Source organism: Lysobacter sp. Root916 (assembly GCF_001429785.1).
Lineage (GTDB): Bacteria > Pseudomonadota > Gammaproteobacteria > Xanthomonadales > Xanthomonadaceae > Lysobacter.
Genome location: NZ_LMJF01000001.1, coordinates 638,801 through 658,541, shown reverse-complemented (window position 1 = coordinate 658,541; position 19,741 = coordinate 638,801). Strand labels below are relative to the sequence as shown.

Sequence of the window (19,741 nt, the reverse complement as noted above, 5' to 3'; positions counted from 1 at the left end):
CGGCATGGCCGGCGCTGGTTGCGCCGGTCGGCCCGCGTTAGCATGCCCAGGACACACCGAATCCGCCCCTGCGCCAGCGCGCACGCGGTCCGACGGTGCCAGAGAACGGACAGCCCCTACAAGGAGACGTAGCCGATGACCAAGTCATTGATCGACCAGATCGGGCGCGAGCGCGCCGATCAGATGATAGAGAAGGCGGTGACCGACGCGGTCGCCGAAGCGCAGGCGCGCGGCCTGCCGGAAGCCGTGAAAATCGATGGCGTGTGGGTCAAGCGATACCCGGACGGTCGGATCGAACCGATCGATGGGGAGGCTTCCCATGCCGACCGGTGACGACGCACCGCTGATGGTGGTGCTGGCCGGACCGAATGGATCCGGCAAGAGCACCATCACCCGCGAACTCCGCCAGAGCGAGCACTTCCCCAAGAACTACATCAACGCCGACGACATCGCGGTGACGCTCAAGGAGCGTGTCCCCGACGAGAACCTGCGCAATCTGCAGGCGGCCAACATGGCCGAGGACCAGCGCAAGGCCGCGGTCAAAGGCGACAAGCCGTTCGCGTTCGAGACGGTGATGTCCACGCCCGGCAAGCTGGCGCTGTTCGACGAGGCGCGCGGCCGGGGCTTCGGCGTCGACCTGGTGTTCGTGACCACCGAAAGCGCGCAGATCAACAAGGTACGCGTGGAGAACCGCGCCGCCGAGGGCGGGCATTCGGTCGACGGCGCCAAGATCGTCGAGCGCTACGAGCGCGCCATGGGCCTGCTGCCGGTCGCGGTGGAGAAGGCCGACACCGCGCACATCTACGACAACACCGGCAAGAAGCCGATGCTGGTGGCCGAGAAGCATCCCGACGGCCACATGAGCTATCCGCTCGGCGACCAGACGCCGGCCTGGGTGGTGGAGCGCCTGCAAAAGCCCTTGGAGCAGCGCGAGAAGTCGCGCGCCGAACTGGCGACGCTGGCCGAGCAGATTAAGCCCGGTTCGTCGTCGATGATGGTCGACGCCGACATCGGCCGCGGCCTGAGCTACAAGGGCCTGGTCGCCAAGACCACCGACAGCCATGTGATGCAGTTCGTGCCCGAGCACGAGAGCGGCAAGCCCAAGCTGGTGGTGCACGACCGCGGCGTGGCCCCGACCGGCGACTACGCAGCCCTGGCCCGGCCCGAACACCGCGGCACCCAGGTCGAGATCGGCTACGCCTTCGGCGCGGACGGCAAGCACCCGGCGACCTCGCACGTGGTCGCGCCGGCGCTGGCGCAGGGCCAGCAGCAACAGCAGCAACAAGGGCAGATGCCGCCGCCCGGGCAGGAGCCGCCATCGCAGGGGCCGCGCTCGAAGCTTTGAGGCGGTTCGGACCGTCACGAAAAACCCCGCGCTTGCGGGGTTTTTCTTGCGCGTAGTAGCGCTCTGGCCTCCTCCTTTGCAAAAGGGGGATTTGCTTTTCGACTGCAGTGGAGCAAATCCCCCTAGCCCCCCTTTTGCAAAGGGGGGAATGCGACGCGGGGGTTGGTGGTCGTGCGGCGGGCTTGCTCGCTGCCGGCATCTATCTGCGCGACTCTGCGCGAAATAACGCTCTGGCCTCCGCCTTTGCAAAAGGGGGATTGAGGGGGATTTGCTTTTCGACTGCGGTGGAGCAAATCCGCCCTAGCCCCCTTTTGCAAAGCGGGGAACCGAAACGTTTTAAAGCGGAAACCGAGGTCGGGTTTCAGAGTGAGATGGGACCGCGACGTCAGTCCGACGGCCCGCAGGTGTCGCAGCCGGCGCAGTTGGGGCCGGAGGCGCTGGGTACCGGCGCGATCGTACGGCCGAGGCGGCGCATCCAGTGCGGACGGCCCTCGCGCACCAGCGGCAGCGCGCAGGCGATGCGCAGGCGGCGCACGGCGCCGGGGAACTGCTTCTTCGCGACCACGGCCGCGCTGACGATCACCGCCAGCGCGATCACCAAGTATTGCGCGAGCAGGCCGGCGTCCATGCTCAACCCGCGCCCAGGGCGACGGCGACCTGGTAGGTCACGAACGAGGCCAGGTAGGCCAGCGCGAACAGGTAGCCGGCGCTGATCGCGACCTGCTTCCAGGAGTTGGTCTCGCGCCGGATCGTGGCCAGGGTGGAGATGCATTGCGGCGCGTAGATGAACCACACCAGCAGCGACAGCGCGGTCGCCAGCGACCAGCCGTCGCTGATGATGGGCGACAGCGCCTGCGCGGCCGCGTCGTCGTCGGCGGCCGACAGCGCGTACACCGTGGCCAGCGAGGACACCGCGACTTCGCGCGCGGCCAGGCCCGGGATCAGGGCGATGCAGATCTGCCAGTTGAAGCCGATCGGCGCGAACACCGCGGTCATGGCATGGCCGATGCGGCCGGCCAGGCTGTAGTCGATCGCCGGCAGGGTCGCGTCGGCGGGCGCGCCCGGGAAGTTGAGCAGGAACCACAGCAGGATGGTCAGGGCCAGGATGATGCCGCCGACCCGGCGCAGGAAGATCCAGGCGCGCTCCCACAGGCCGATCAGCAGATCGCGCGGATGCGGCAGGCGGTACGAGGGCAGTTCCAGCAACAAGGCATGCTCGCCCTTGTCGCGACGCCACTTCTTCATCACCCACGACACCATCAGCGCGCTGAGGATGCCGGCCGCGTACAGCGCGAACAGCACCAGGCCCTGCAGGTTAAGCACGCCCAGCACCTTCTGCTGCGGGATGAAGGCGCCGATCAACAGCGCGTACACCGGCAGGCGCGCCGAGCAGGTCATCAGCGGCGCGACCAGGATGGTGGCCAGACGGTCGCGCGGGTCCTGGATGGAGCGCGTGGCCATGATGCCGGGGATCGCGCAGGCGAAGCTCGACAGCAGCGGGATGAAGGAGCGTCCGGACAAACCGGCGCCGGCCATCATGCGATCGAGCAGGAAGGCCGCGCGCGGCAGATAACCGGATTCCTCCAGCGCCAGGATGAAGGCGAACAGGATCAGGATCTGCGGCAGGAACACGATCACGCCGCCGAGGCCGGCGATGATGCCGTCGACCATCAGGCTCTTGAGCGGTCCTTCGGGCATGACCCCGCCGACGAAGGCGCCGAACCAGGCCGTGCCGGCTTCGATCAGGTCCATCAGCGGCGTGGCCCAGGCGTACACCGCCTGGAAGATCAGGAACATCACCACCGCCAGCGACAGCAGGCCCAGCACCGGGTGCAGCAGCCAGCGGTCGAGGCTGTCGTCGATCTCGGCGGTGCGGCGCGGCATCGTCACCGCCAGCGCGAGCAGGCGGCGGGTCTCGGCGTGCAGATCCTCCGGCTGCAGGCCTTCGGTCGGCGTGGCGTGCGGCGCATGCGCGAGCTCGGACACGCGGTCCAGCATCGCCACCAGTTCGCGCGCGCCGTGGCGTTGCACCGCCACCGTCGGCACCACTGGCACGCCGAGCTCGCGTTCGAGCACGGTCAGATCGACGTCGATGCCGCGGCGCTTGGCCGCGTCCATCATGTTGACCGCCAGCACCATCGGCCGGCCGAGCTCGCGCAGTTCCAGCGCGAAGCGCAGGTGCAGGCGCAGATTGGTGGCGTCGACCACGCAGACCAGCACGTCGGGCGCGGGCTCGCCGGGATAGAAGCCGCGGCAGAGATCGCGGGTGACCGCTTCGTCCAGGCTGGCCGCGTGCAGGCTGTAGGCGCCGGGCAGATCGAGCACGGCGTAGCTGCGGCCCGAGGGCGCGTGCAGCCGGCCTTCCTTGCGCTCGACGGTGACGCCGGCGTAATTGGCGACCTTCTGGCGGCTGCCGGTGAGCAGGTTGAACAACGCGGTCTTGCCGCAGTTCGGGCTGCCGACCAGGGCCACGCGCGGAATTCCGGGCGTGGCGGCGGCTTGCATGGTTGCGGCGTGACTCATGTGTCGCTCCCGCCAGCCTCGGGCTGGACCTGGATCCGCGCCGCCTCGCTGCGGCGCAGGGCGAAACGGGTGTAACCGATCTGGATCAGCAGCGGCTCGGCCGAGATCGGCCCGGCCGCCATCACTTCGACCCGCTCGCCCTTGACGAAACCCAGCTCGCGCAGACGCCGCGCGATCGCGTCGTTCGGGGCCTGGTCTTCGACGGATTCGACCGTGGCCGCGACGCGACGCGGCAGTTCGGACAATTTCAAGGCTTCACCAATGGACGCGGCGGGGTGTCCGAGCGGACATCACGAATAGGAATAGTTCTCATTCTAGCATCGCCGGCCGTACCGGGGCGGATCGCGGCGGACGCCGCGTATCATTCGCCAGACTCCATACAGCCAGCCCCCGCCCGCGATGAACCATCCGTTGCTGAGTTTGCGCGAGGGCCCCGTGGCCCGGCTGCGCCTGAACCGCCCCGCCCTGCACAACGCCTTCGATGCGGTCCTGATCGCCGCCCTGACCGGCGCCCTGGAGGCGGTGGGCCACGACGACAGCGTGCGGGTGGTGGTGCTGGAAGGCGACGGCGCCTCGTTCTCGGCCGGCGCCGACCTCAACTGGATGCGCGGCATGGCCACGGCCAGCGAAGCCGCCAACCGCGACGACGCCCTGGCCCTGGCGCGGCTGATGCGGACCCTGGACGAGCTGCCCAAGCCGACCGTGGCGCGCGTGCACGGCGCGGCCTTCGGCGGCGGCGTCGGCCTGGTGGCCTGCTGCGACATCGCCATCGGCGCGCCGGAGGCCAAGTTCGGCCTGACCGAGAGCAAGCTGGGCCTGCTGCCGGCGGTGATCTCGCCGTACGTGATCGAGGCGATCGGCGCGCGCCAGGCGCGGCGCTGGTTCGCGACCGCGGAAATCTTCGACGCCGACACCGCCCTGGCGATCGGCCTGCTGCATGCGGTGGTGCCCGCCGATCAACTCGACGCCGCGGTGCAGCGCCAGATCGACCTGCTGCTCAAGGCCGGCCCGGTCGCCGCGGCCCAGGCCAAGGCGCTGGTGCGCCGGGTCGCCGCGCACGGCGACCGCGACCGCCACGACGCCGACAACGCCGACCTGATCGCGCGCCTGCGCGTCTCGCCCGAGGGCCAGGAAGGCCTGGGCGCGTTCCTCGACAAGCGCAAGCCGGCCTGGATTCCCTGAGCCGCGCGCACCGCCGCACCGCCCCCGACCGCTACAAGGAGCCGTACCGTGATCGACCATATGGGTATCAACGTCGCCGACTATCCGCGCAGCCGCGCTTTCTACAGCCAGGTGCTGGCGACGCTGGGCTACGCCGAGGTGATGGCGGTGACGAAGGAACAAAGCGGCGGCTACGAAGGCTGCGGTTTCGGTCCGCCGCAGCAGCCCAAGTTCTGGGTCGGCACCGGCCCGGCGCACGGCGGCGGCGTGCACATCTGTTTCAACGCCGGCTCGCGCGCACAGGTCGACGCCTTCCACGCCGCGGCCCTGGCGCAGGGCGCGCGCGACAACGGCGCGCCCGGCATCCGCGCCCACTACCACCCCAACTATTACGGCGCCTACGCCTACGACCTGGACGGCAACAACATCGAGGCGGTCTGCCACCTGCCACCGGCTTGATTCACGCAGACCACAGAAACGGTGCAGGCTGCTCGCGCGCAGTTGACCGCGCGCGGCGCCGCCGCGTTCACTAGCGTCCCCAATCGCGATTCGCACGGAGGCCGTAGGTAGCCGCATGCTCGACCACATCGACTTCGCCGTCTCCGACCTGGCGCGCAGCCGCGCCTTCTACACGCGTGCGCTGGCGCCGCTGGGGATGGTGCCGGTGCTGGAGATCGCGCGCGACGACGACGGCCACGAAGGCACCGGTTACGGCCCGCCCGGCCGGCCCTTGTTCTGGATCGGTCGCGGCGACAGCGTGTCCGGGCGGCTGCATGTGGCCTTCAGCGCGGACTCGCGCGAACAGGTCGACGCCTTCCACCAGGCCGCGCTGGCCGCCGGCGCACGCGACAACGGCGCGCCCGGTGTGCGGCCGCGCTACCACCCGCATTACTACGCCGCGTTTGTGTTGGACCCCGACGGGCACAACATCGAAGCGGTCTGCCATCGGCCGCCGGCATGACCCGTCGGCCCCTCGTCTCGCCCATCCCTGACCGGGAAGGATAGCCCCGCATGTTCAGCAAGATCCTGATCGCCAACCGCGGCGAAATCGCCTGCCGCGTGATCCGCACCTGCCGCCGCCTCGGCATCCGCACGGTGGCGGTGTATTCCGATGCCGACGCCGACGCCCAGCACGTGCGCCAAGCCGACGAGGCCTATCCGATCGGCGGGCCGCGTCCGGCCGACAGCTACCTGCGCGGCGACGCCATCATCGAGGTCGCGCTGCGCAGCGGCGCCCAGGCCGTGCACCCGGGCTACGGCTTCCTCAGCGAGAACGCCGACTTCGCCGACGCGGTCGCGGCCGCGGGCCTGGCCTTCATCGGCCCGGCCGGCGGCTCGATGCGCAAGATGGGCAGCAAGGCCGGCGCCAAGGAGCTGATGCAGGCCGCCGGCGTGCCGGTGGTGCCCGGCTACACCGGCGCCGACCAGAGCCCCGAAGTGCTGCATCGCGAAGCCGACGCGATCGGCTATCCGTTGATGATCAAGGCCGCCCACGGCGGCGGCGGCAAGGGCATGCGCATCGTGCGCGCCAGCGACGAGTTCCTGGCCCATCTGGAGAGCTGCCAGCGCGAGGCGCGCAACGCCTTCGGCCGCGACCGCGTGCTGCTGGAGCGCTACGTCGAACAGCCGCGCCACATCGAGATCCAGATCTTCGGCGACCGCCACGGCCAGGTGATCCACCTCAACGAGCGCGAGTGCTCGGCCCAGCGCCGCTACCAGAAGGTGCTGGAGGAATCGCCGTCCGCGTTCCTGAGCGCGGAACTGCGCCAGGCCATGGGCGCGGCCGCGGTCCAGGCCGGTCACGCGATCGACTACGTCAACGCCGGCACCGTCGAGTTCATCGTCGGCCAGGACGGCGGCTTCTACTTCATGGAGATCAACACCCGCCTGCAGGTCGAACACCCGGTCACCGAGTATGTGACCGGTCTGGACCTGGTCGAGTGGCAGCTGCGCGTGGCCTCCGGCGAACCGCTGCCGCTGGCGCAGGACGCGATCGTGCAGCGCGGCCATGCGATCGAAGTGCGTCTGTACGCCGAAGACCCCGAGGCCGGCTTCCTGCCCGGCTCGGGCAAGCTCGAGCGCCTGCGCCTGCCCACACCCAGCGAACACGTGCGTATCGACTCGGGCGTGATCGAGGGCGACACGGTCACGATCTTCTACGACCCGATGATCGCCAAGCTGATCGTCGCCGACGTCGACCGCCCCAGCGCCCTGGCCCGCCTGCGCGCGGCGCTGGCCGAATGCGAGATCGCCGGGCCCAAGTCCAACATCGAATTCCTGGAGCGCCTGGCGCGCCACCCGGCCGTGGTCGAGGGCCGCATCGACACCGGCTACCTGGACCGCCACCTCGACGAGTTCATGCCCGCCGCCGACGGCAGCGACGCCGAGGAGGCCGACGACCTGCTGATCGCCGCGACCGTGGCCGAACTGCTGGCCCAGGAGCGCGAGACCCGCCGCACGGCCGCTGCCTCCAACGACCCGGAATCGCCCTGGGCGATCGCCGACGGCTGGCGCCTGGGCCACGGCGGCCGCCGCAGCCTGGCCTTCCTGCGCCGCGAGGAACGCCTGGAGCTGCACGCTCAGGGCAGCGCCGGCGATTACCGCATCGAACAGGCCGGCCGCACCCGCCAGGTCCAGGGCGCCCGCCACAGCGCGGACGGCCTGAGCCTGCGCATCGACGGCCGCGCGCGCCGCTTCGCGCTGCTGGGGGATGAGCGCCGGGTGGTGGTCCACGACGGCGAACGCAGGCTGCGCCTGCTGCCGGTCCCGATGTATCGTCACGAATCGGCCGCGGCCGCCGGCACCGGCAACCAGGTGGTGGCGCCGATGCCGGGCCGGGTGGTGGTGGTCAAGGCCGCCGCCGGCGACACGGTCGAAGCGGGACAGGAGGTCATGGTGATCGAAGCGATGAAGATGGAACTCAGCCTCAAGGCCCCGCGCGCCGGCACGGTCGCCGAAGTGCGCGCGGCCGCCGGCGAATTCGTCGAAGCCGATGCGGTGCTGGTGGTGCTGGACGCATGAACCTGCGCTCCGCCCTCGTCGCCGCGGTCCTGCTCGCGCTGTCGCTGCCGGGCTGCGTCGCGTTCGAGCACGCGCCCGTGAAAACGCTGGCCTGCGACCCGGACCTGGTCGGGCGCTGGCACGCCGACCGCGACGGTCCCGGCCCCGGCCGCGAGATCGTGGTCGACGCGAAATGCGGGGCGCGGTGGCCGGTGCACGAGCGCGCGGTTGAGGTCAGCCTGCGCGGCTACACCCAGGGCGCGACCCGCTACGTGGTGCTGTCGCCCGAGCATGCCCAACGCATGCTCGGCAGCGAAAGCGAAATCAAGCTCGAGGACAGCGTGCCCAGGCACGCGGTGTTCATGGTGGCCTATCGCATCGAAGGCGACCGCCTCCAGGCCTGGCTGCCCGATCCGGACCGGGTCAACGCCGCGATCCGCGACGGCAAGGCACGCGGGCGACCGCTTCAGAATGGCGACGCCTCCTCGGTGCTGGTGCAAGGCAACGCACGCAACATCGCCCAACTGCTCGCGCAGGGCCCGGAACCGGTGTTCGGCCCGCTCAAGCCCGAGGTCTCGGCACTGCAACTGCAACGCGTGGCCGGCACCGTGCCGGTCGCGATCTCGCCTGGAGCCGCACCATGACCCCTTCGGTCCGCATCGTCGAAGTCGGCCCGCGCGACGGGCTGCAGAACGAGAAGGCGCAGATCGCGACCGCCGACAAGATCGCCCTGATCGATCGGCTGTCCGCGACCGGCCTGCGCAGCATCGAGGCGACCAGCTTCGTCAGCCCCAAGTGGGTACCGCAGTTGGCCGACGCCGCCGAGGTCTTCGCCGGCATCCAGCGCAAACCCGGCGTGCACTACCCCGTGCTGGTGCCGAACGAACAAGGCTACGAACGCGCGCGCGCGGTCGGCGTGGAGGAAATCGCGGTGTTCACCGCGGCCTCGGAAGCCTTCAACCAGAAAAACATCAACGCCAGCATCGACGAATCGCTGGCCCGCTTCGCGCCGGTGCTGGCGCGCGCCAAGGCCGACGGCGTGGCGGTGCGCGGCTACGTCTCGACCGTGCTGGGCTGCCCTTACCAGGGCGCGGTGCCGGTGGCCGACGTGGTGCGCGTGGCCAAGGCCCTGCACGCGATGGGCTGTTACGAGATTTCCCTGGGCGACACCATCGGCGTCGGCACGCCCGGCAAGGCGCGCGCGATGCTGAAGTCGGTCGCCGCCGAAGTGCCGATGCCGGCGCTGGCGGTGCATTTCCACGACACCTACGGCCAGGCCCTGTCCAACCTCCTGGCCTGCCTGGAAGAAGGCGTAGCGGTGGTGGATTCGGCGGTATCCGGCACCGGCGGCTGCCCCTACGCCAAGGGCGCCAGCGGCAACGTCGCCAGCGAGGACGTGGTGTACATGCTGCACGGCCTGGGCATCGAGACCGGCGTGGATTTGAACGCGCTGGCCGAGACCGGGCGCTGGCTGGCCGGCCTGCTCGGCCGCGAGACCGGCAGCAAGGTCGGCAAGGCGCTGGCGGCGGCATGAGCCAGCATCCGCCCGGGAACGAACCGACCGTGTCGTCGTCCCCGGTGGACGCGGCCTCGACCCTGGCGGCGCTGGAGCTGGCCAGCCACGACAGCAGCCTGTCCGACGCCACCCGCGCGCTGCTGCTGGAAGCCGCCGAGGCGATCCGCAGCAGCAGCGACGACGCCGACGTCGCGCACACGCGCTACCGCGCGGTGTTCGACGCGGTGCCCGACCCGGTCAGCATCCTCGACGAAGCCGGCACCGTGCTCGACCTCAACAAGGCCGGCATGGCCGCCTACCGGCGCCCGCGCGATCAGATCGTCGGCCAGCCCATCCACGTGCTTAACCCGGAATTGCCGCACGACCACCTCAATCCGGTCTGGGAAACGCTCAATCGCGGCGAGACCTACGTCATCGAAGTCACCAACATGCGCGGCGACGGCACCCGCTTCCCGGTCGAGGTGCATTCGGCCGGCTTCGAGCACGAAGGACGGCGCTGCATCGTCGCGGTCGCGCGCGACCTCAGCGGCCGCCGCGACGCCGAGCTGCGCTATCGCGAGCTGATGGAGACCATCGACCGCGGCATCGTGGTCCACGACCCCGACTTCCGGGTGATCTACGCCAACGGCGCGGCCATGCGCATCATGGGCCTGGGCCACCAGCACAGCGCCGACGAGGAAATGCGCTCCGAGCACTGGATGGTGATCGACGAGCACGGCCGCGAACTGAGCCAGAAGGAATTTCCGGCCCAGCGCGCGCTCGACACCGGCAAGCGCGTCGACAGCATGGTGCTGGGCCTGTACCACCGCGAGCGCCGCAACCTGATCTGGCTGACGGTGACCGCGCTGCCGCAGTTCCCGGCCGGCGGCGACCGCCCGAACCAGGTGCTGTCGATGTTCACCGACGTCACCGCGATCAAGCGCGACAGCGCCCTGTTCGACCGCGCCCAGAGCCTGGCCCAGATCGGCGGCTGGGAATGGGAAGCCGGCCCGGACCTGCTTTACCTCACCGAGGAAGCGCAGCGCATCCTCGGCCACGATCCCGCGCCGGCCAGCATGGGCGAGATGCTCAACTGCCTGCGTCCCGGCGACCGCCTGCGCCTGCGCGACGCGCTCGACCACGCGATCGCGTTCGGCCGCAACATCGATCTGGAACTGCAGGGCATGCGCGCCGACGGGCGCGGCTTCTGGGTGCGCACCATCGCCCAGGCCGAAGCCGCCGACGCGCTCAACGCGCGCCTGATTGGCACCCTGCAGGACATCACCGAACGTAAGCACGACGAGGAGAACCTGCGCATCCAGGCGCGCAGCGATCCGCTCACCGGCCTGCTCAATCGCGACGCCGTGCTGTCGGAACTGGAAAGCCGGCTGGACGACCCCAACCGAGCGGCGCTGGCGGTGCTGTACATCGACCTCGACCGCTTCAAGGTGGTCAACGATGTGCTCGGCCACGCCGCCGGCGACCGTCTGCTGGCTTCGGCCGCGCGCCGCATCCAGCGCGCGGTCGGCAGCGAGGGACTGATCGCGCGCTTCGGCGGCGACGAATTCCTGGTGGTGTGCGAAACCGGCAACGACCCGGCGCTGTCCGAGCGTCTGGCCGATTCCATCCTCGAAATCTTCGGCGACAGCTTCCGCCTGGACGGCGAGGAATTCAGCATCACCGCCAGCATCGGCATCGCCCAGGCCCCGATCGACGGGGTGCGGTCGCAGCAACTGATCCAGAGCGCCGACGTCGCCATGTACGACAGCAAGCGCCGCGGCCGCAACGGCTGGCAGAGCTTCACGCCGGAGCTGGCCGAACAGCAGTTGCACCGCCTGCAGTTGGAAACCCACCTGCGCCGCGCGGTCCACAACGACGAGTTCCATCTGGTCTATCAGCCTCAGGTCAATCTGGCCGACGGCTCGGTGGTCGCAGTCGAAGCGCTGATCCGGTGGCGCAACCAATCGCTGGGCGAGATGCGCCCGGACCGCTTCATCGACCACGCCGAAACCACCGGCGACATCGTCGGCATCGGCGGTTGGGTGCTGAAGGAAGCCTGCCGGCAGTTGCGGCGCTGGCACGAGCGCGGCCTGGACGTGCACCGGGTCGCGGTCAACGTGTCCTATCGCCAGTTCCTGGGCGAGGACCTGGCCAGCTCCGTGGCCGCGGCCCTGGCCGAGTCCGGCCTGCCCGGCACCGCGCTGGAACTGGAATTCACCGAACGCGTGCTGATCGAGGACGTGCCCGACACCATGCGCACCTTCCACGCCCTGCGCGAGATGGGCGTGATGCTGACCATCGACGATTTCGGCGAAGGCTACAGCGCGCTCAACTACCTGCGCCGCCTGCCCATCCACGGCCTCAAGCTCAGCCAGCTGTTCGTGCAGGGCGTGCCCGACAACCAGTCCGACGTCGCGGTTTGCCAGGCGGTGACCGGCATCGCCCGCAGCCTGGGCCTGGGCCTGGTCGCCGAGGGCGTGGAAACCGAGCGCCAACGCGCCTTCCTGCTCTCGCTCGGCGTCGAGATCGGCCAGGGCTTTTTGTTCGCGCCGGGCCTGATGCCGGACGAGCTGCAGCAGTACTACCGCTCGCCGCTGGTGCTGCCGGGTTAAGCGCGCAAGAGACGGCCTCTGCTCTCGCTCCGACCTTCGCGTTCCTGCGTCATCCCGGGTCTGGTTTCTTTCCATCGCCCAGGCGTTCTTGCCGTCGCCTGCCTTCTTGTCGTCATCCCCGCGAAGGCGGGGATCCAGTGGCTTCAGCGCCAGACCGCGCCAAGCCACTCAACCTTCCCCGCAAGGTCCGCCGATGAACCACCGCCTGCGCCTGTCGCTTTCCGGTTTGTTGCTCGCTCTGACCGCCGGACTCGCCCACGCTGCCGACCCCAAACCCGCCGCACGCGGCGAAACCCTGCTGCTGCGCCCCGAGCGCGTCTGGACCGGCGACGACAGCCCCTCGCACGCGAACTGGGCCGTGCTGGTACGCGACGGCGCCATCGTCGCGGCCGGGCCCGCCGATGGGATTGAAGCGCCCGCCGACGCACGCCGCATCGACCTGCCCGGCGCCACCCTGACGCCGGGCCTGATCGACCTGCACGCGCATCTGTTCCTGCACCCCTACAACGAGACCCCCTGGAACGATCAGGTGCTGAAGGAGCCCGAGGCCTACCGCACCCTGCTCGCCGCGCGTCACGCCGGCGCGACCCTGCGCGCGGGCTACACCAGCTTGCGCGACCTGGGCACCGAAGGCGCCGGCTACGCCGATCTTTCGCTCAAGCGCGCGATCGACGAGGGCCTGATCCCGGGCCCGCGCCTGTTCGTGGCCACGCGCGCCATCGTCGCCACCGCCAGCTACGGCCCCGGCCCGCGCGGCTTCCGTGACGACATCGAATTGCCTGGCGGCGCGCAGGAGGTCAGCGGCGTCGACGAGACCGTGCGCGCGGTGCGCGAGCAGGCCGGCCACGGCGCCGACTGGATCAAGGTCTATGCTGACTACCGCATCGGCGCCGACGGCAGCGCCCAACCCACCTTCAGCGCCGCCGAACTGCGCGCCCTGGTCGACGCCGCCCACCTCAGTGGCCGTCCGGTCGCCGCGCACGCGGCCAGCGACGCCGGCATGCGCCTGGCGATCGAAGCCGGCGTGGACAGCATCGAACACGGCTACGGCGGCAGCGCCGCGACCTTCCGCCTGATGCGCGAACGCAACGTCGCCTATCTGCCCACCCTGACCGCGGTGGAGTCCACCGAGCAGTATTACGCCGGCTACGTCCCCGGCCAAACCCCGCCCACACCAAAGCTGCGCGAAGCCGAACAGGCGTTCCGCACCGCGCTGGCGGAAAAGACCACGATCGGCTGCGGCAGCGACGTCGGCGTGTTCCGCCATGGCGACAACTACCGCGAGCCGGTGTGGATGGCCCAACTGGGCATGTCCCCGGCCCAAGCCCTGCGCGCCTGCACCTCGGTGGCCGCGCGCATCCTGCGCCAGTCCGAGCGCCTGGGCCGGATCGCGCCGGGCCTGCGCGCCGATCTGGCCGCGTTCGCCGGCGACCCCAGCCAGGACATCAGGGCCCTGAAGCAGCCGGTGCTGGTGGTGAAGGACGGCGTGGTCTATCGCGAACCGGGCCGCGACGCGCCGGCGCCGGCGCCAGCGGCGGCCCAGCCAGTCCGGTAAAATCGCCGTTTTCCCCGACCGGACCTTCCTATGCAACTCGACACCGTGCGCGCCATCGTCACCGGCGGCGTCTCCGGCCTCGGCCTCGCGGTCGCCCAGCACCTGGTGGCCCACGGCGGCAAGGTCGCCCTGTTCGACCTCAACGACGACAAGGGCGCCAGCGCGGTCGCCGAACTCGGCGCCGATAATGCCCGCTACTTCCGCACCGACGTCGCCGACGAAGCCGGCGTGGTCGCCAACGTCGCCGCGGCCCGCGACTTCCTCGGCGGCCTCAACGTCGCCATCAACTGCGCCGGCATCCTCGGCGCCGGCCGCGTGCTGGGCAAGGACGCGCCGATGCCGCTGGCGCAGTTCCAGGGCACGGTGATGGTCAACCTGGTCGGCAGCTTCAACGTCGCCAAGGCCGCCGCCAACCTGATGCAGCACAACGAGGCCGGCACCGACGGCGAGCGCGGCGTGATCGTCAACACCGCCTCGGTCGCCGCCTACGAGGGCCAGATCGGCCAGGCCGCGTACTCGGCGTCCAAGGGCGGCGTGGTCGGCATGACCCTGCCGATGGCGCGCGAACTGGCGCGCTTCGGCATCCGCGTGATGACCATCGCCCCGGGCATCTTCTGGACCCCGATGGTCGACGGCATGCCCGAGTCGGTGCAGCAGTCGCTGAGCGCGTCGATTCCCTTCCCCTCGCGCCTGGGCCGCCCGCAGGAGTTCGCCGACCTGGTCGCCTACATCCTGGGCAACACCTACCTCAACGGCGAGACCATCCGTCTCGACGGCGCGACCCGTTTGGCGCCTAAGTAAGTCAGGAGCCGGGATTCGGGGTTGGAGATTCGGGATTCGCCATAAGCACCCGCTCCACCCCGAACCATCGCCGCCCGACCTGCTCCTGCCAATCCCGAATCCCTAATCTCGAATCCCAAGCCCATGAAAGCCTACGACGTCAAAAAAGGTAACGTAATCGAGCACAACAACACCGTGTACCAGGTGCGCGACATCGAACGCAGCTCGCCGCAGGGCCGCGGCGGCAACGTCAAGTTCCGCTTCACCATGTACTCGGTTCCGGGCGGCACCAAGTTCGACCTTAGTGTCGGCGGCGACGACGAACTCAAGGAAGTCGAACTCAGCCGCCGCCAGGTGACCTATTCGTACAAGGACGGCGACGCCTTCGTGTTCCTGGACGACGAGGACTACACCCCGTACACGCTCGACGCCGACGTGATCGGCGACGCCGCCGGCTACATCGTCGACGACCTGTCGGGCTGCTACGTGCAGATCATCGACGACCAGCCGGTCGCCATCCAGCTGCCGGCCAGCGTGACCCTGGAAGTGATCGAGACCCCGCCGGAACTCAAGGGCGGCACCGCCACCAAGCGCCCGAAGCCGGCCAAGCTCTCGACCGGCATCGAGATCATGGTCCCCGAGTACATCGTCAACGGCGAACGCGTGCTGGTGAACACCGCCACCGGCGAGTTCGCCGGGCGCGCGGATTGATCGACGCGTAGCGAGCCTGCGGGCCGCCGCGACCTACACACCGGCGACGGACGCGGCGCTCCCGCGTTTGTCGCCGATGCGGCGCAGGCTCCAGGCAATCGATCGACGGCACCGGTGCCGGAAACGCGGCACCGGCGCATACACAGGCTGTGCGCTGGCGCCGCTCGACCGCATACTGCAGCGACATGCGCCGCCTCCGCGGCCAAGCCGCCGGGCGGCTGGCCCTAGGCCCGAACATCGGACGTCGCCATGCAAGCCAAGGCTAAATTCCTCACAGCGTTTCTGACGGCGGCTGGCATCGCCTCGCTAGCCAATGCGCTGCCCTACCTGCTCACCCGCCATGCGTACCAGCGCGACGGCCAGGAAGTCGCCGGGTTTCCCCTCGCCTTTCACAGAATCGGCGGCGATTGCTCGCCCTCGGCTTGCGACAACTACGACCTCCACCTGGTCTATTTCGCTACCGACCTGTCGCTTGCGCTGATCTTTGCGGCGGCAGCGGGCTTGCTTGCGGCACGGACAGGCAAGCGCTAGCGATATCCGCGCACGCAGCTGTTTCTGTGCGAGAGCGCGCCAACCTTGAGGACACCGCATGGAGCTGCCCAAGTTCAAATACCACGAGGATCCCATCGCTTCCGGCAACATCATCGAAGCGGACACGGCCTGTGCCTGCTGCGGCAAAGTCGGGGGTTACGTCTACATCGGCCCGGTCTACGCCGAAGCTGAGCTCGACGAGACGCTTTGCCCGTGGTGCATCGCCGACGGCTCGGCGCACGACAGGTTTGGCGCAAGCTTCACCGACGAAGACGGCATCGGCGATTACGGCAACTGGGAGGCAGTGCCCGATGGCGTGGTTCGGGAAGTCGCGCACCGGACGCCGGGGTTCTCTGGATGGCAACAAGAACGCTGGTGGACGCATTGTGGCGATGCTGGCGCTTTCGTCGGCCGGGTCGGACACAAGGAACTGCTCGCGTACGGGCCGGAGGCCATATCGCCAATCCAAGCATCGACCGGCCTGATGGACGATGCCTGGCAACGCCAGTTCGTTGCTTTGGACAAGAACGGCTCGCCCAGCGCGTATCTGTTCCGCTGCTTGAAATGCGGCGCTTTCGGCGGCTATCAAGACTGCGATTGAGTGCTCTTAGCAGCGGCACCCGCTGAACGGGACGCCTCCGGGCACAATCGGTTGCGTCTCCAGTCGTAGATAGCACGACCGGTCAGGCGCAAACCATGCGGACCGGCTCGCCGCGTACGGGCATCGCAGCGCGCTATGTGATACATCCTAGGCAAGCGCAGCCGCCCGTGGGCGCGACTGCGGCTCGATCCTGTCTTCGAGCCCGATCGCGCCGCTATCCCGCATCACTCGGGCGCCTGGCCAAGGGGGAGTCCGCATGATCAAATTTTTCCGCAACATGTTTGGCAGCAAGACCTCGGGCGCCGACGGCACCACGCCCGCAGCAGGGCCCGTACTCAACGAGTCGCAGCCGGCCGTCCAATGGCTGGAAAAGGACGACCCGAAGAATCCCTTCACCGTGAACGGCTACGACTGCCTGGCCTTCGTCCGGTCGATGCTGTCGACCACGCAGGACCCGGCCATTGCCACCTCCTTCTCGACCCTGCGCGCCAGCCTGGGGCAGGAACACATCGGCCTGGTGCCGTCCGGCGCGGTCGCCCTGGAATGCCGGCTGGAGTATCCCTTCGACGGCGAAACCACGGACGGCGTCCTGTTCCATGCCTCGCGCATGGAAGAGAAGTGGGACATCTATCTATACGCCGACCGGATCTACTTCTGCCGCAGCTGGACCGGCGCGCTGACCTTCCTGGCGCACTTCACCACCACCAGCAGCGCGCTGGTCATCCATCAGATTCTGGCCACGTCCAGCGGCCCGGGCATGGACTACCGCTACGTGGTCAGGCAGGTCGACTACCTGGTGCGCAGCCATATCCTGAAACAGGCCCATCCGCATCCGCTGCCAGCCGGCTTGGAACGCGATCCGGCCAGCGTCGGCCTGTACTCCTTCAGTCAGTACGGCTGGCAATGCTGCTTCGGCACCTTCGACGACACTTTGCGACGCGATATCAGGAAGCCCCAGGCTGAATCGATAGAAGAGGCCTGACAGCCCAGACAAAGCGGGCAGGTTTCAAACTCTAGGTAAATAGCTCATGCGCACAGACACCGTCGAGATCTACTCCGACCAGAGCAACGCCGCCGTTCTTCGACACCCTCAGCGCAAGTTTCCTGGGGTCCTGATTCAGGACGACTCTCTCCATGCGCTTTGCCGCCAAGCCGACGATATTCTGGCGGATGTCGATTCGTTACGTGGTACCGGCGCGTATGACGATCTCAACGACCTTCGCAACCGCCTGTGGGACTACCTCATTCACTACAAAGTCGTGCTGGGAGAGCATGGAATCCCGTTGCCCTTCAGCGAAAACACCCGCTTTTAGAACCATGCGCACCGTTTCGATGAGCATCCAGCGCAAACACGCCATGAAACGAATCTTCTATCCAGGAACGAGCACGCCTGTGGAAATCGGTGATCTCGTTCAATGGCTCAACGATGAAGAGCCCTCCAAGGTCATCTTCATCGTCAGCACCGGCCAATTTCCGGAGGACGAGGCGAACTCCAGTGAATGGTTCCGATCCGAATACGGCGAGGGCATCATGATCGATACGCCCGAGGCGGGGTGGGTTCTGGAGAGCGAGGACTGCGAGAACATCGTTTTGTTGCGCTCGGTCCTCGGGACCCGATAACGGGCGTATACAGCCCATAGCGCGACGCCATCGGGAACTCCAGACAAAATGGCAAAGTGGCACCCCTTCCGATACAAAGAATTCTGGGATCAACCCCGGGCCATCTACACCTCGGATGGAAAGCGGTCGTTCTTCCTCGACTGCTCATTCGACGAGGAGCTCGACGAGTATCCCGATCGCTACAAGGTGTACCTGATGCCTGAACTAGACGAACTGGAGCTTGCCGGCTCGTGGGCAGACCTCGAGCGCAAGGCGCTGGCCCAGCTGGGTACCGTGGATCTGCCACGCACCGCGCTCGACCCCACGCTTCGCAAGCTGATCGACTTCGACATCTTCGACCACTTGCTACCGCTGTAATGCGGATTACTCGATCCGGTCGGGCACTGGACCACTATCGACAGCGGGAGCTTCCATGTTCAAGAACCTCATCCCCAAAATCTTCTACGACCGCATCGAGGACGGGCTCGAATTCTTCGTCGACGGGCTGGGATTCGAAGTGCAGTATCGGGACGCGAACATGGCCGTGATCGCGCGCGACGGCGCCAAGGCCTATATCGTCGAGAGTCCGGAGTACGCGGCCAAGGATCGTCCGGAGCTGGGCATCGACACCGACGACGTCGATGCGGTGTACCGCGAGCTGTCCGCGCGCGCGCCGCAGCTGCTGCATCCCAATTCCAGCAAGGTCGCGCTTAAGCCCTGGGGCTCGCGCGAGTTCGCGATGCTGGACAAGACCACGGTCTGCGTGAACTTCCGTCAGTGGCCGGAGCAGGCCTGAGATGAGCCATAACGACTACCGCTTCGCGGCGGCGATGGAGGCGGACCTGCCGCGGCTGATGCCGGTGCTGCGCGAGTTCTACACAGTCGAGCACCTGCCCTGGAACGAACCGGCGCTGCGCTCGGCGCTGTCGGTGCTGATCGCCGACCCGAACGCGGGACGGTTGCGCCTGATCCTGCGCGGCGACGAGATCGCCGGGCACCTCGCGGTCGGGTTCTGCTTCAGCCTGGAGTTCGGCGGCCGCTACGGCCTGCTCGACGAGTTGTTCGTGCTGCCCGCGCACCGCGGCGCCGGGCTGGCCAAGCGCGCGCTGGCCGAGGCCGAGGCGCTGTGCCGCGCGGAAGGCCTGCGGGCGCTGCGGCTGGAGGTCAACGACGACAACGAGCGCGCGCGCGGCATCTACGAGCGCGCGGGTTACACGGCGCATGCGCGGCGCCTGATGACGCGCTGGTTGGACGCGAGCGACTAAGCCGTGGCGGCGCCACGCCTTGCCCCGACGCCGACATAGCCACATTTTTGGCACACTTATCGCGCTGAGTAACGGCCCCGCTATCGGGCGCCGGCGCCTAGGTTTACGCTCGGTCACGCTCACCCTCTTTGGCCCGAGGAAGGACCCATGCGCCGCCCTAGCCTGCTGCTGCTCTGTCTGATCCCGCTCGCCGCCGCGCAGGCGCGCGCGCCCAAGCTCGACGACCCACGCCCGAACGGTCATCTCAGCCCGCGCGAGCGCTCCTTGTGCGAGGCGCCGGAGCGCCATCCCAGCTGGTGCGAGCAGCCGCACGAGGTGCGCGCCTTCCTGCAGCGTTACGACGACTGCGAGCATTGGCGCGGCGAGGAAGCGCCACAAGGCGACAGGCAACGCAGCAAAGAGATCGTCCAGGGTGCCAACCGCGCCTGCAAGGGCAACGACCGCCGCCTGACCGAACTGCGACGCCGTTATCAGAACGTGCCTGCGGTCGCGGCCGTGTTGTCGAAACTGGAATTCGTCCACGGGCCCTGAGCGCCGCCTGCCATACCCTTGCAACCATCCTC

Annotated in this window: 24 protein-coding genes; 21 read left to right on the top strand and 3 right to left on the bottom strand. The window is 68.6% G+C overall.

Annotated features, from left to right (window positions below):
- Positions 1–135 precede the first annotated feature (135 nt).
- Positions 136–333: a hypothetical protein gene (locus tag ASE35_RS03110; RefSeq protein ID WP_056173883.1), complete on the top strand. Its 198-nt coding sequence runs from the start codon at positions 136–138 to the stop codon at positions 331–333.
- Positions 320–1,345, top strand: coding sequence for a zeta toxin family protein (locus ASE35_RS03105; protein WP_057161181.1), 1,026 nt, complete (start codon positions 320–322; stop codon positions 1,343–1,345). Before ASE35_RS03110 ends, ASE35_RS03105 begins: the two co-directional genes overlap by 14 nt.
- A gap of 385 nt (positions 1,346–1,730) precedes the next feature.
- On the opposite strand, the gene ASE35_RS03100 is transcribed toward ASE35_RS03105, so the two are convergent.
- Genes ASE35_RS03100 through ASE35_RS03090 form a run of 3 tightly spaced genes read right to left on the bottom strand, consistent with a single transcriptional unit; the run spans position 1,731 to position 4,119 of the window.
- Positions 1,731–1,973: a DUF6587 family protein gene (locus ASE35_RS03100; protein ID WP_056173878.1), complete on the bottom strand. Its 243-nt coding sequence runs from the start codon at positions 1,971–1,973 to the stop codon at positions 1,731–1,733.
- Between the two features lie 2 nt (positions 1,974–1,975).
- The gene (locus tag ASE35_RS03095) at positions 1,976–3,850 is read right to left on the bottom strand and encodes a ferrous iron transporter B (RefSeq protein ID WP_057163402.1); all 1,875 of its coding nucleotides are present in this window, start codon (positions 3,848–3,850) and stop codon (positions 1,976–1,978) included.
- Between the two features lie 14 nt (positions 3,851–3,864).
- Positions 3,865–4,119: a FeoA family protein gene (locus ASE35_RS03090; RefSeq protein ID WP_056173873.1), complete on the bottom strand. Its 255-nt coding sequence runs from the start codon at positions 4,117–4,119 to the stop codon at positions 3,865–3,867.
- Between the two features lie 148 nt (positions 4,120–4,267).
- Here ASE35_RS03090 and ASE35_RS03085 point away from each other — a divergent pair, with 148 nt between their 5' ends.
- The 19 genes from ASE35_RS03085 to ASE35_RS02995 all read left to right on the top strand — a co-directional run bounded on the left by ASE35_RS03085 (position 4,268) and on the right by ASE35_RS02995 (position 19,709).
- Positions 4,268–5,050: an enoyl-CoA hydratase-related protein gene (locus ASE35_RS03085; RefSeq protein WP_056173870.1), complete on the top strand. Its 783-nt coding sequence runs from the start codon at positions 4,268–4,270 to the stop codon at positions 5,048–5,050.
- Between the two features lie 48 nt (positions 5,051–5,098).
- Positions 5,099–5,488 (top strand): VOC family protein, encoded by a 390-nt coding sequence (locus ASE35_RS03080; RefSeq protein WP_057162930.1) that lies wholly within the window; start codon positions 5,099–5,101, stop codon positions 5,486–5,488.
- Between the two features lie 115 nt (positions 5,489–5,603).
- On the top strand, positions 5,604–5,990 hold the full coding sequence (locus tag ASE35_RS03075) for a VOC family protein (RefSeq protein ID WP_056173862.1): 387 nt from the start codon (positions 5,604–5,606) through the stop codon (positions 5,988–5,990).
- A 50-nt stretch (positions 5,991–6,040) separates the two neighbouring features.
- Positions 6,041–8,050, top strand: a complete 2,010-nt coding sequence (locus tag ASE35_RS03070; RefSeq protein WP_057162929.1) for a biotin carboxylase N-terminal domain-containing protein — start codon at positions 6,041–6,043, stop codon at positions 8,048–8,050.
- A complete protein-coding gene (locus tag ASE35_RS03065; protein ID WP_057161184.1) occupies positions 8,047–8,673 on the top strand; it encodes a hypothetical protein in 627 nt (208 codons plus the stop codon). The genes ASE35_RS03070 and ASE35_RS03065 overlap by 4 nt, the downstream gene beginning before the upstream one ends.
- The gene (locus ASE35_RS03060) at positions 8,670–9,563 is read left to right on the top strand and encodes a hydroxymethylglutaryl-CoA lyase (protein WP_057162928.1); all 894 of its coding nucleotides are present in this window, start codon (positions 8,670–8,672) and stop codon (positions 9,561–9,563) included. The genes ASE35_RS03065 and ASE35_RS03060 overlap by 4 nt, the downstream gene beginning before the upstream one ends.
- A 29-nt stretch (positions 9,564–9,592) precedes the next feature.
- Positions 9,593–12,136, top strand: a complete 2,544-nt coding sequence (locus ASE35_RS03055) for an EAL domain-containing protein (RefSeq protein WP_235569983.1) — start codon at positions 9,593–9,595, stop codon at positions 12,134–12,136.
- A 193-nt stretch (positions 12,137–12,329) separates the two neighbouring features.
- A complete protein-coding gene (locus tag ASE35_RS03050) occupies positions 12,330–13,691 on the top strand; it encodes an amidohydrolase family protein (protein ID WP_057162926.1) in 1,362 nt (453 codons plus the stop codon).
- Between the two features lie 30 nt (positions 13,692–13,721).
- On the top strand, positions 13,722–14,492 hold the full coding sequence (locus tag ASE35_RS03045) for an SDR family NAD(P)-dependent oxidoreductase (RefSeq protein WP_056173852.1): 771 nt from the start codon (positions 13,722–13,724) through the stop codon (positions 14,490–14,492).
- A gap of 123 nt (positions 14,493–14,615) precedes the next feature.
- The gene (gene yeiP, locus ASE35_RS03040) at positions 14,616–15,182 is read left to right on the top strand and encodes an elongation factor P-like protein YeiP (protein ID WP_056173850.1); all 567 of its coding nucleotides are present in this window, start codon (positions 14,616–14,618) and stop codon (positions 15,180–15,182) included.
- Positions 15,183–15,431: 249 nt separating this feature from the next.
- Positions 15,432–15,713 carry a hypothetical protein gene (locus ASE35_RS03035; RefSeq protein WP_057162925.1) on the top strand — a complete coding sequence of 94 codons (282 nt, stop codon included), beginning with the start codon at positions 15,432–15,434 and terminating at the stop codon, positions 15,711–15,713.
- 58 nt (positions 15,714–15,771) lie between these two features.
- On the top strand, positions 15,772–16,314 hold the full coding sequence (locus ASE35_RS03030; protein WP_057162924.1) for a CbrC family protein: 543 nt from the start codon (positions 15,772–15,774) through the stop codon (positions 16,312–16,314).
- A 256-nt stretch (positions 16,315–16,570) separates the two neighbouring features.
- Positions 16,571–17,296, top strand: a complete 726-nt coding sequence (locus ASE35_RS03025; protein ID WP_057162923.1) for a hypothetical protein — start codon at positions 16,571–16,573, stop codon at positions 17,294–17,296.
- 46 nt (positions 17,297–17,342) lie between these two features.
- Positions 17,343–17,627, top strand: coding sequence for a hypothetical protein (locus tag ASE35_RS03020; protein WP_057162922.1), 285 nt, complete (start codon positions 17,343–17,345; stop codon positions 17,625–17,627).
- A 19-nt stretch (positions 17,628–17,646) separates the two neighbouring features.
- Positions 17,647–17,934, top strand: coding sequence for a hypothetical protein (locus tag ASE35_RS03015; protein WP_162258803.1), 288 nt, complete (start codon positions 17,647–17,649; stop codon positions 17,932–17,934).
- 48 nt (positions 17,935–17,982) lie between these two features.
- Positions 17,983–18,291 carry a hypothetical protein gene (locus tag ASE35_RS03010; protein ID WP_057161192.1) on the top strand — a complete coding sequence of 103 codons (309 nt, stop codon included), beginning with the start codon at positions 17,983–17,985 and terminating at the stop codon, positions 18,289–18,291.
- Between the two features lie 55 nt (positions 18,292–18,346).
- Positions 18,347–18,709 (top strand): hypothetical protein, encoded by a 363-nt coding sequence (locus ASE35_RS03005; protein WP_057162921.1) that lies wholly within the window; start codon positions 18,347–18,349, stop codon positions 18,707–18,709.
- Position 18,710: 1 nt separating this feature from the next.
- The gene (locus tag ASE35_RS03000; protein ID WP_056173836.1) at positions 18,711–19,178 is read left to right on the top strand and encodes a GNAT family N-acetyltransferase; all 468 of its coding nucleotides are present in this window, start codon (positions 18,711–18,713) and stop codon (positions 19,176–19,178) included.
- Positions 19,179–19,325: 147 nt separating this feature from the next.
- Positions 19,326–19,709 carry a hypothetical protein gene (locus ASE35_RS02995; RefSeq protein WP_057161195.1) on the top strand — a complete coding sequence of 128 codons (384 nt, stop codon included), beginning with the start codon at positions 19,326–19,328 and terminating at the stop codon, positions 19,707–19,709.
- Positions 19,710–19,741: the final 32 nt, after the last annotated feature.

Excerpts from the sequence above, each read along its gene's own strand:
- ASE35_RS03075 (WP_056173862.1), top strand. The coding sequence starts at position 5,604 with ATGCTCGACCACATCGACTTCGCCGTCTCCGACCTGGCGCGCAGCCGC.
- ASE35_RS03050 (WP_057162926.1), top strand. The coding sequence starts at position 12,330 with ATGAACCACCGCCTGCGCCTGTCGCTTTCCGGTTTGTTGCTCGCTCTG.
- ASE35_RS03070 (WP_057162929.1), top strand. The coding sequence starts at position 6,041 with ATGTTCAGCAAGATCCTGATCGCCAACCGCGGCGAAATCGCCTGCCGC.
- ASE35_RS03045 (WP_056173852.1), top strand. The coding sequence starts at position 13,722 with ATGCAACTCGACACCGTGCGCGCCATCGTCACCGGCGGCGTCTCCGGC.
- ASE35_RS03030 (WP_057162924.1), top strand. The coding sequence starts at position 15,772 with ATGGAGCTGCCCAAGTTCAAATACCACGAGGATCCCATCGCTTCCGGC.
- ASE35_RS03060 (WP_057162928.1), top strand. The coding sequence starts at position 8,670 with ATGACCCCTTCGGTCCGCATCGTCGAAGTCGGCCCGCGCGACGGGCTG.
- ASE35_RS03100 (WP_056173878.1), bottom strand. The coding sequence starts at position 1,973 with ATGGACGCCGGCCTGCTCGCGCAATACTTGGTGATCGCGCTGGCGGTG.
- ASE35_RS03015 (WP_162258803.1), top strand. The coding sequence starts at position 17,647 with ATGAGCATCCAGCGCAAACACGCCATGAAACGAATCTTCTATCCAGGA.
- ASE35_RS02995 (WP_057161195.1), top strand. The coding sequence starts at position 19,326 with ATGCGCCGCCCTAGCCTGCTGCTGCTCTGTCTGATCCCGCTCGCCGCC.
- ASE35_RS03010 (WP_057161192.1), top strand. The coding sequence starts at position 17,983 with ATGGCAAAGTGGCACCCCTTCCGATACAAAGAATTCTGGGATCAACCC.
- yeiP (WP_056173850.1), top strand. The coding sequence starts at position 14,616 with ATGAAAGCCTACGACGTCAAAAAAGGTAACGTAATCGAGCACAACAAC.
- ASE35_RS03005 (WP_057162921.1), top strand. The coding sequence starts at position 18,347 with ATGTTCAAGAACCTCATCCCCAAAATCTTCTACGACCGCATCGAGGAC.
- ASE35_RS03095 (WP_057163402.1), bottom strand. The coding sequence starts at position 3,850 with ATGCAAGCCGCCGCCACGCCCGGAATTCCGCGCGTGGCCCTGGTCGGC.
- ASE35_RS03105 (WP_057161181.1), top strand. The coding sequence starts at position 320 with ATGCCGACCGGTGACGACGCACCGCTGATGGTGGTGCTGGCCGGACCG.
- ASE35_RS03000 (WP_056173836.1), top strand. The coding sequence starts at position 18,711 with ATGAGCCATAACGACTACCGCTTCGCGGCGGCGATGGAGGCGGACCTG.
- ASE35_RS03065 (WP_057161184.1), top strand. The coding sequence starts at position 8,047 with ATGAACCTGCGCTCCGCCCTCGTCGCCGCGGTCCTGCTCGCGCTGTCG.
- ASE35_RS03110 (WP_056173883.1), top strand. The coding sequence starts at position 136 with ATGACCAAGTCATTGATCGACCAGATCGGGCGCGAGCGCGCCGATCAG.
- ASE35_RS03085 (WP_056173870.1), top strand. The coding sequence starts at position 4,268 with ATGAACCATCCGTTGCTGAGTTTGCGCGAGGGCCCCGTGGCCCGGCTG.
- ASE35_RS03025 (WP_057162923.1), top strand. The coding sequence starts at position 16,571 with ATGATCAAATTTTTCCGCAACATGTTTGGCAGCAAGACCTCGGGCGCC.
- ASE35_RS03020 (WP_057162922.1), top strand. The coding sequence starts at position 17,343 with ATGCGCACAGACACCGTCGAGATCTACTCCGACCAGAGCAACGCCGCC.
- ASE35_RS03035 (WP_057162925.1), top strand. The coding sequence starts at position 15,432 with ATGCAAGCCAAGGCTAAATTCCTCACAGCGTTTCTGACGGCGGCTGGC.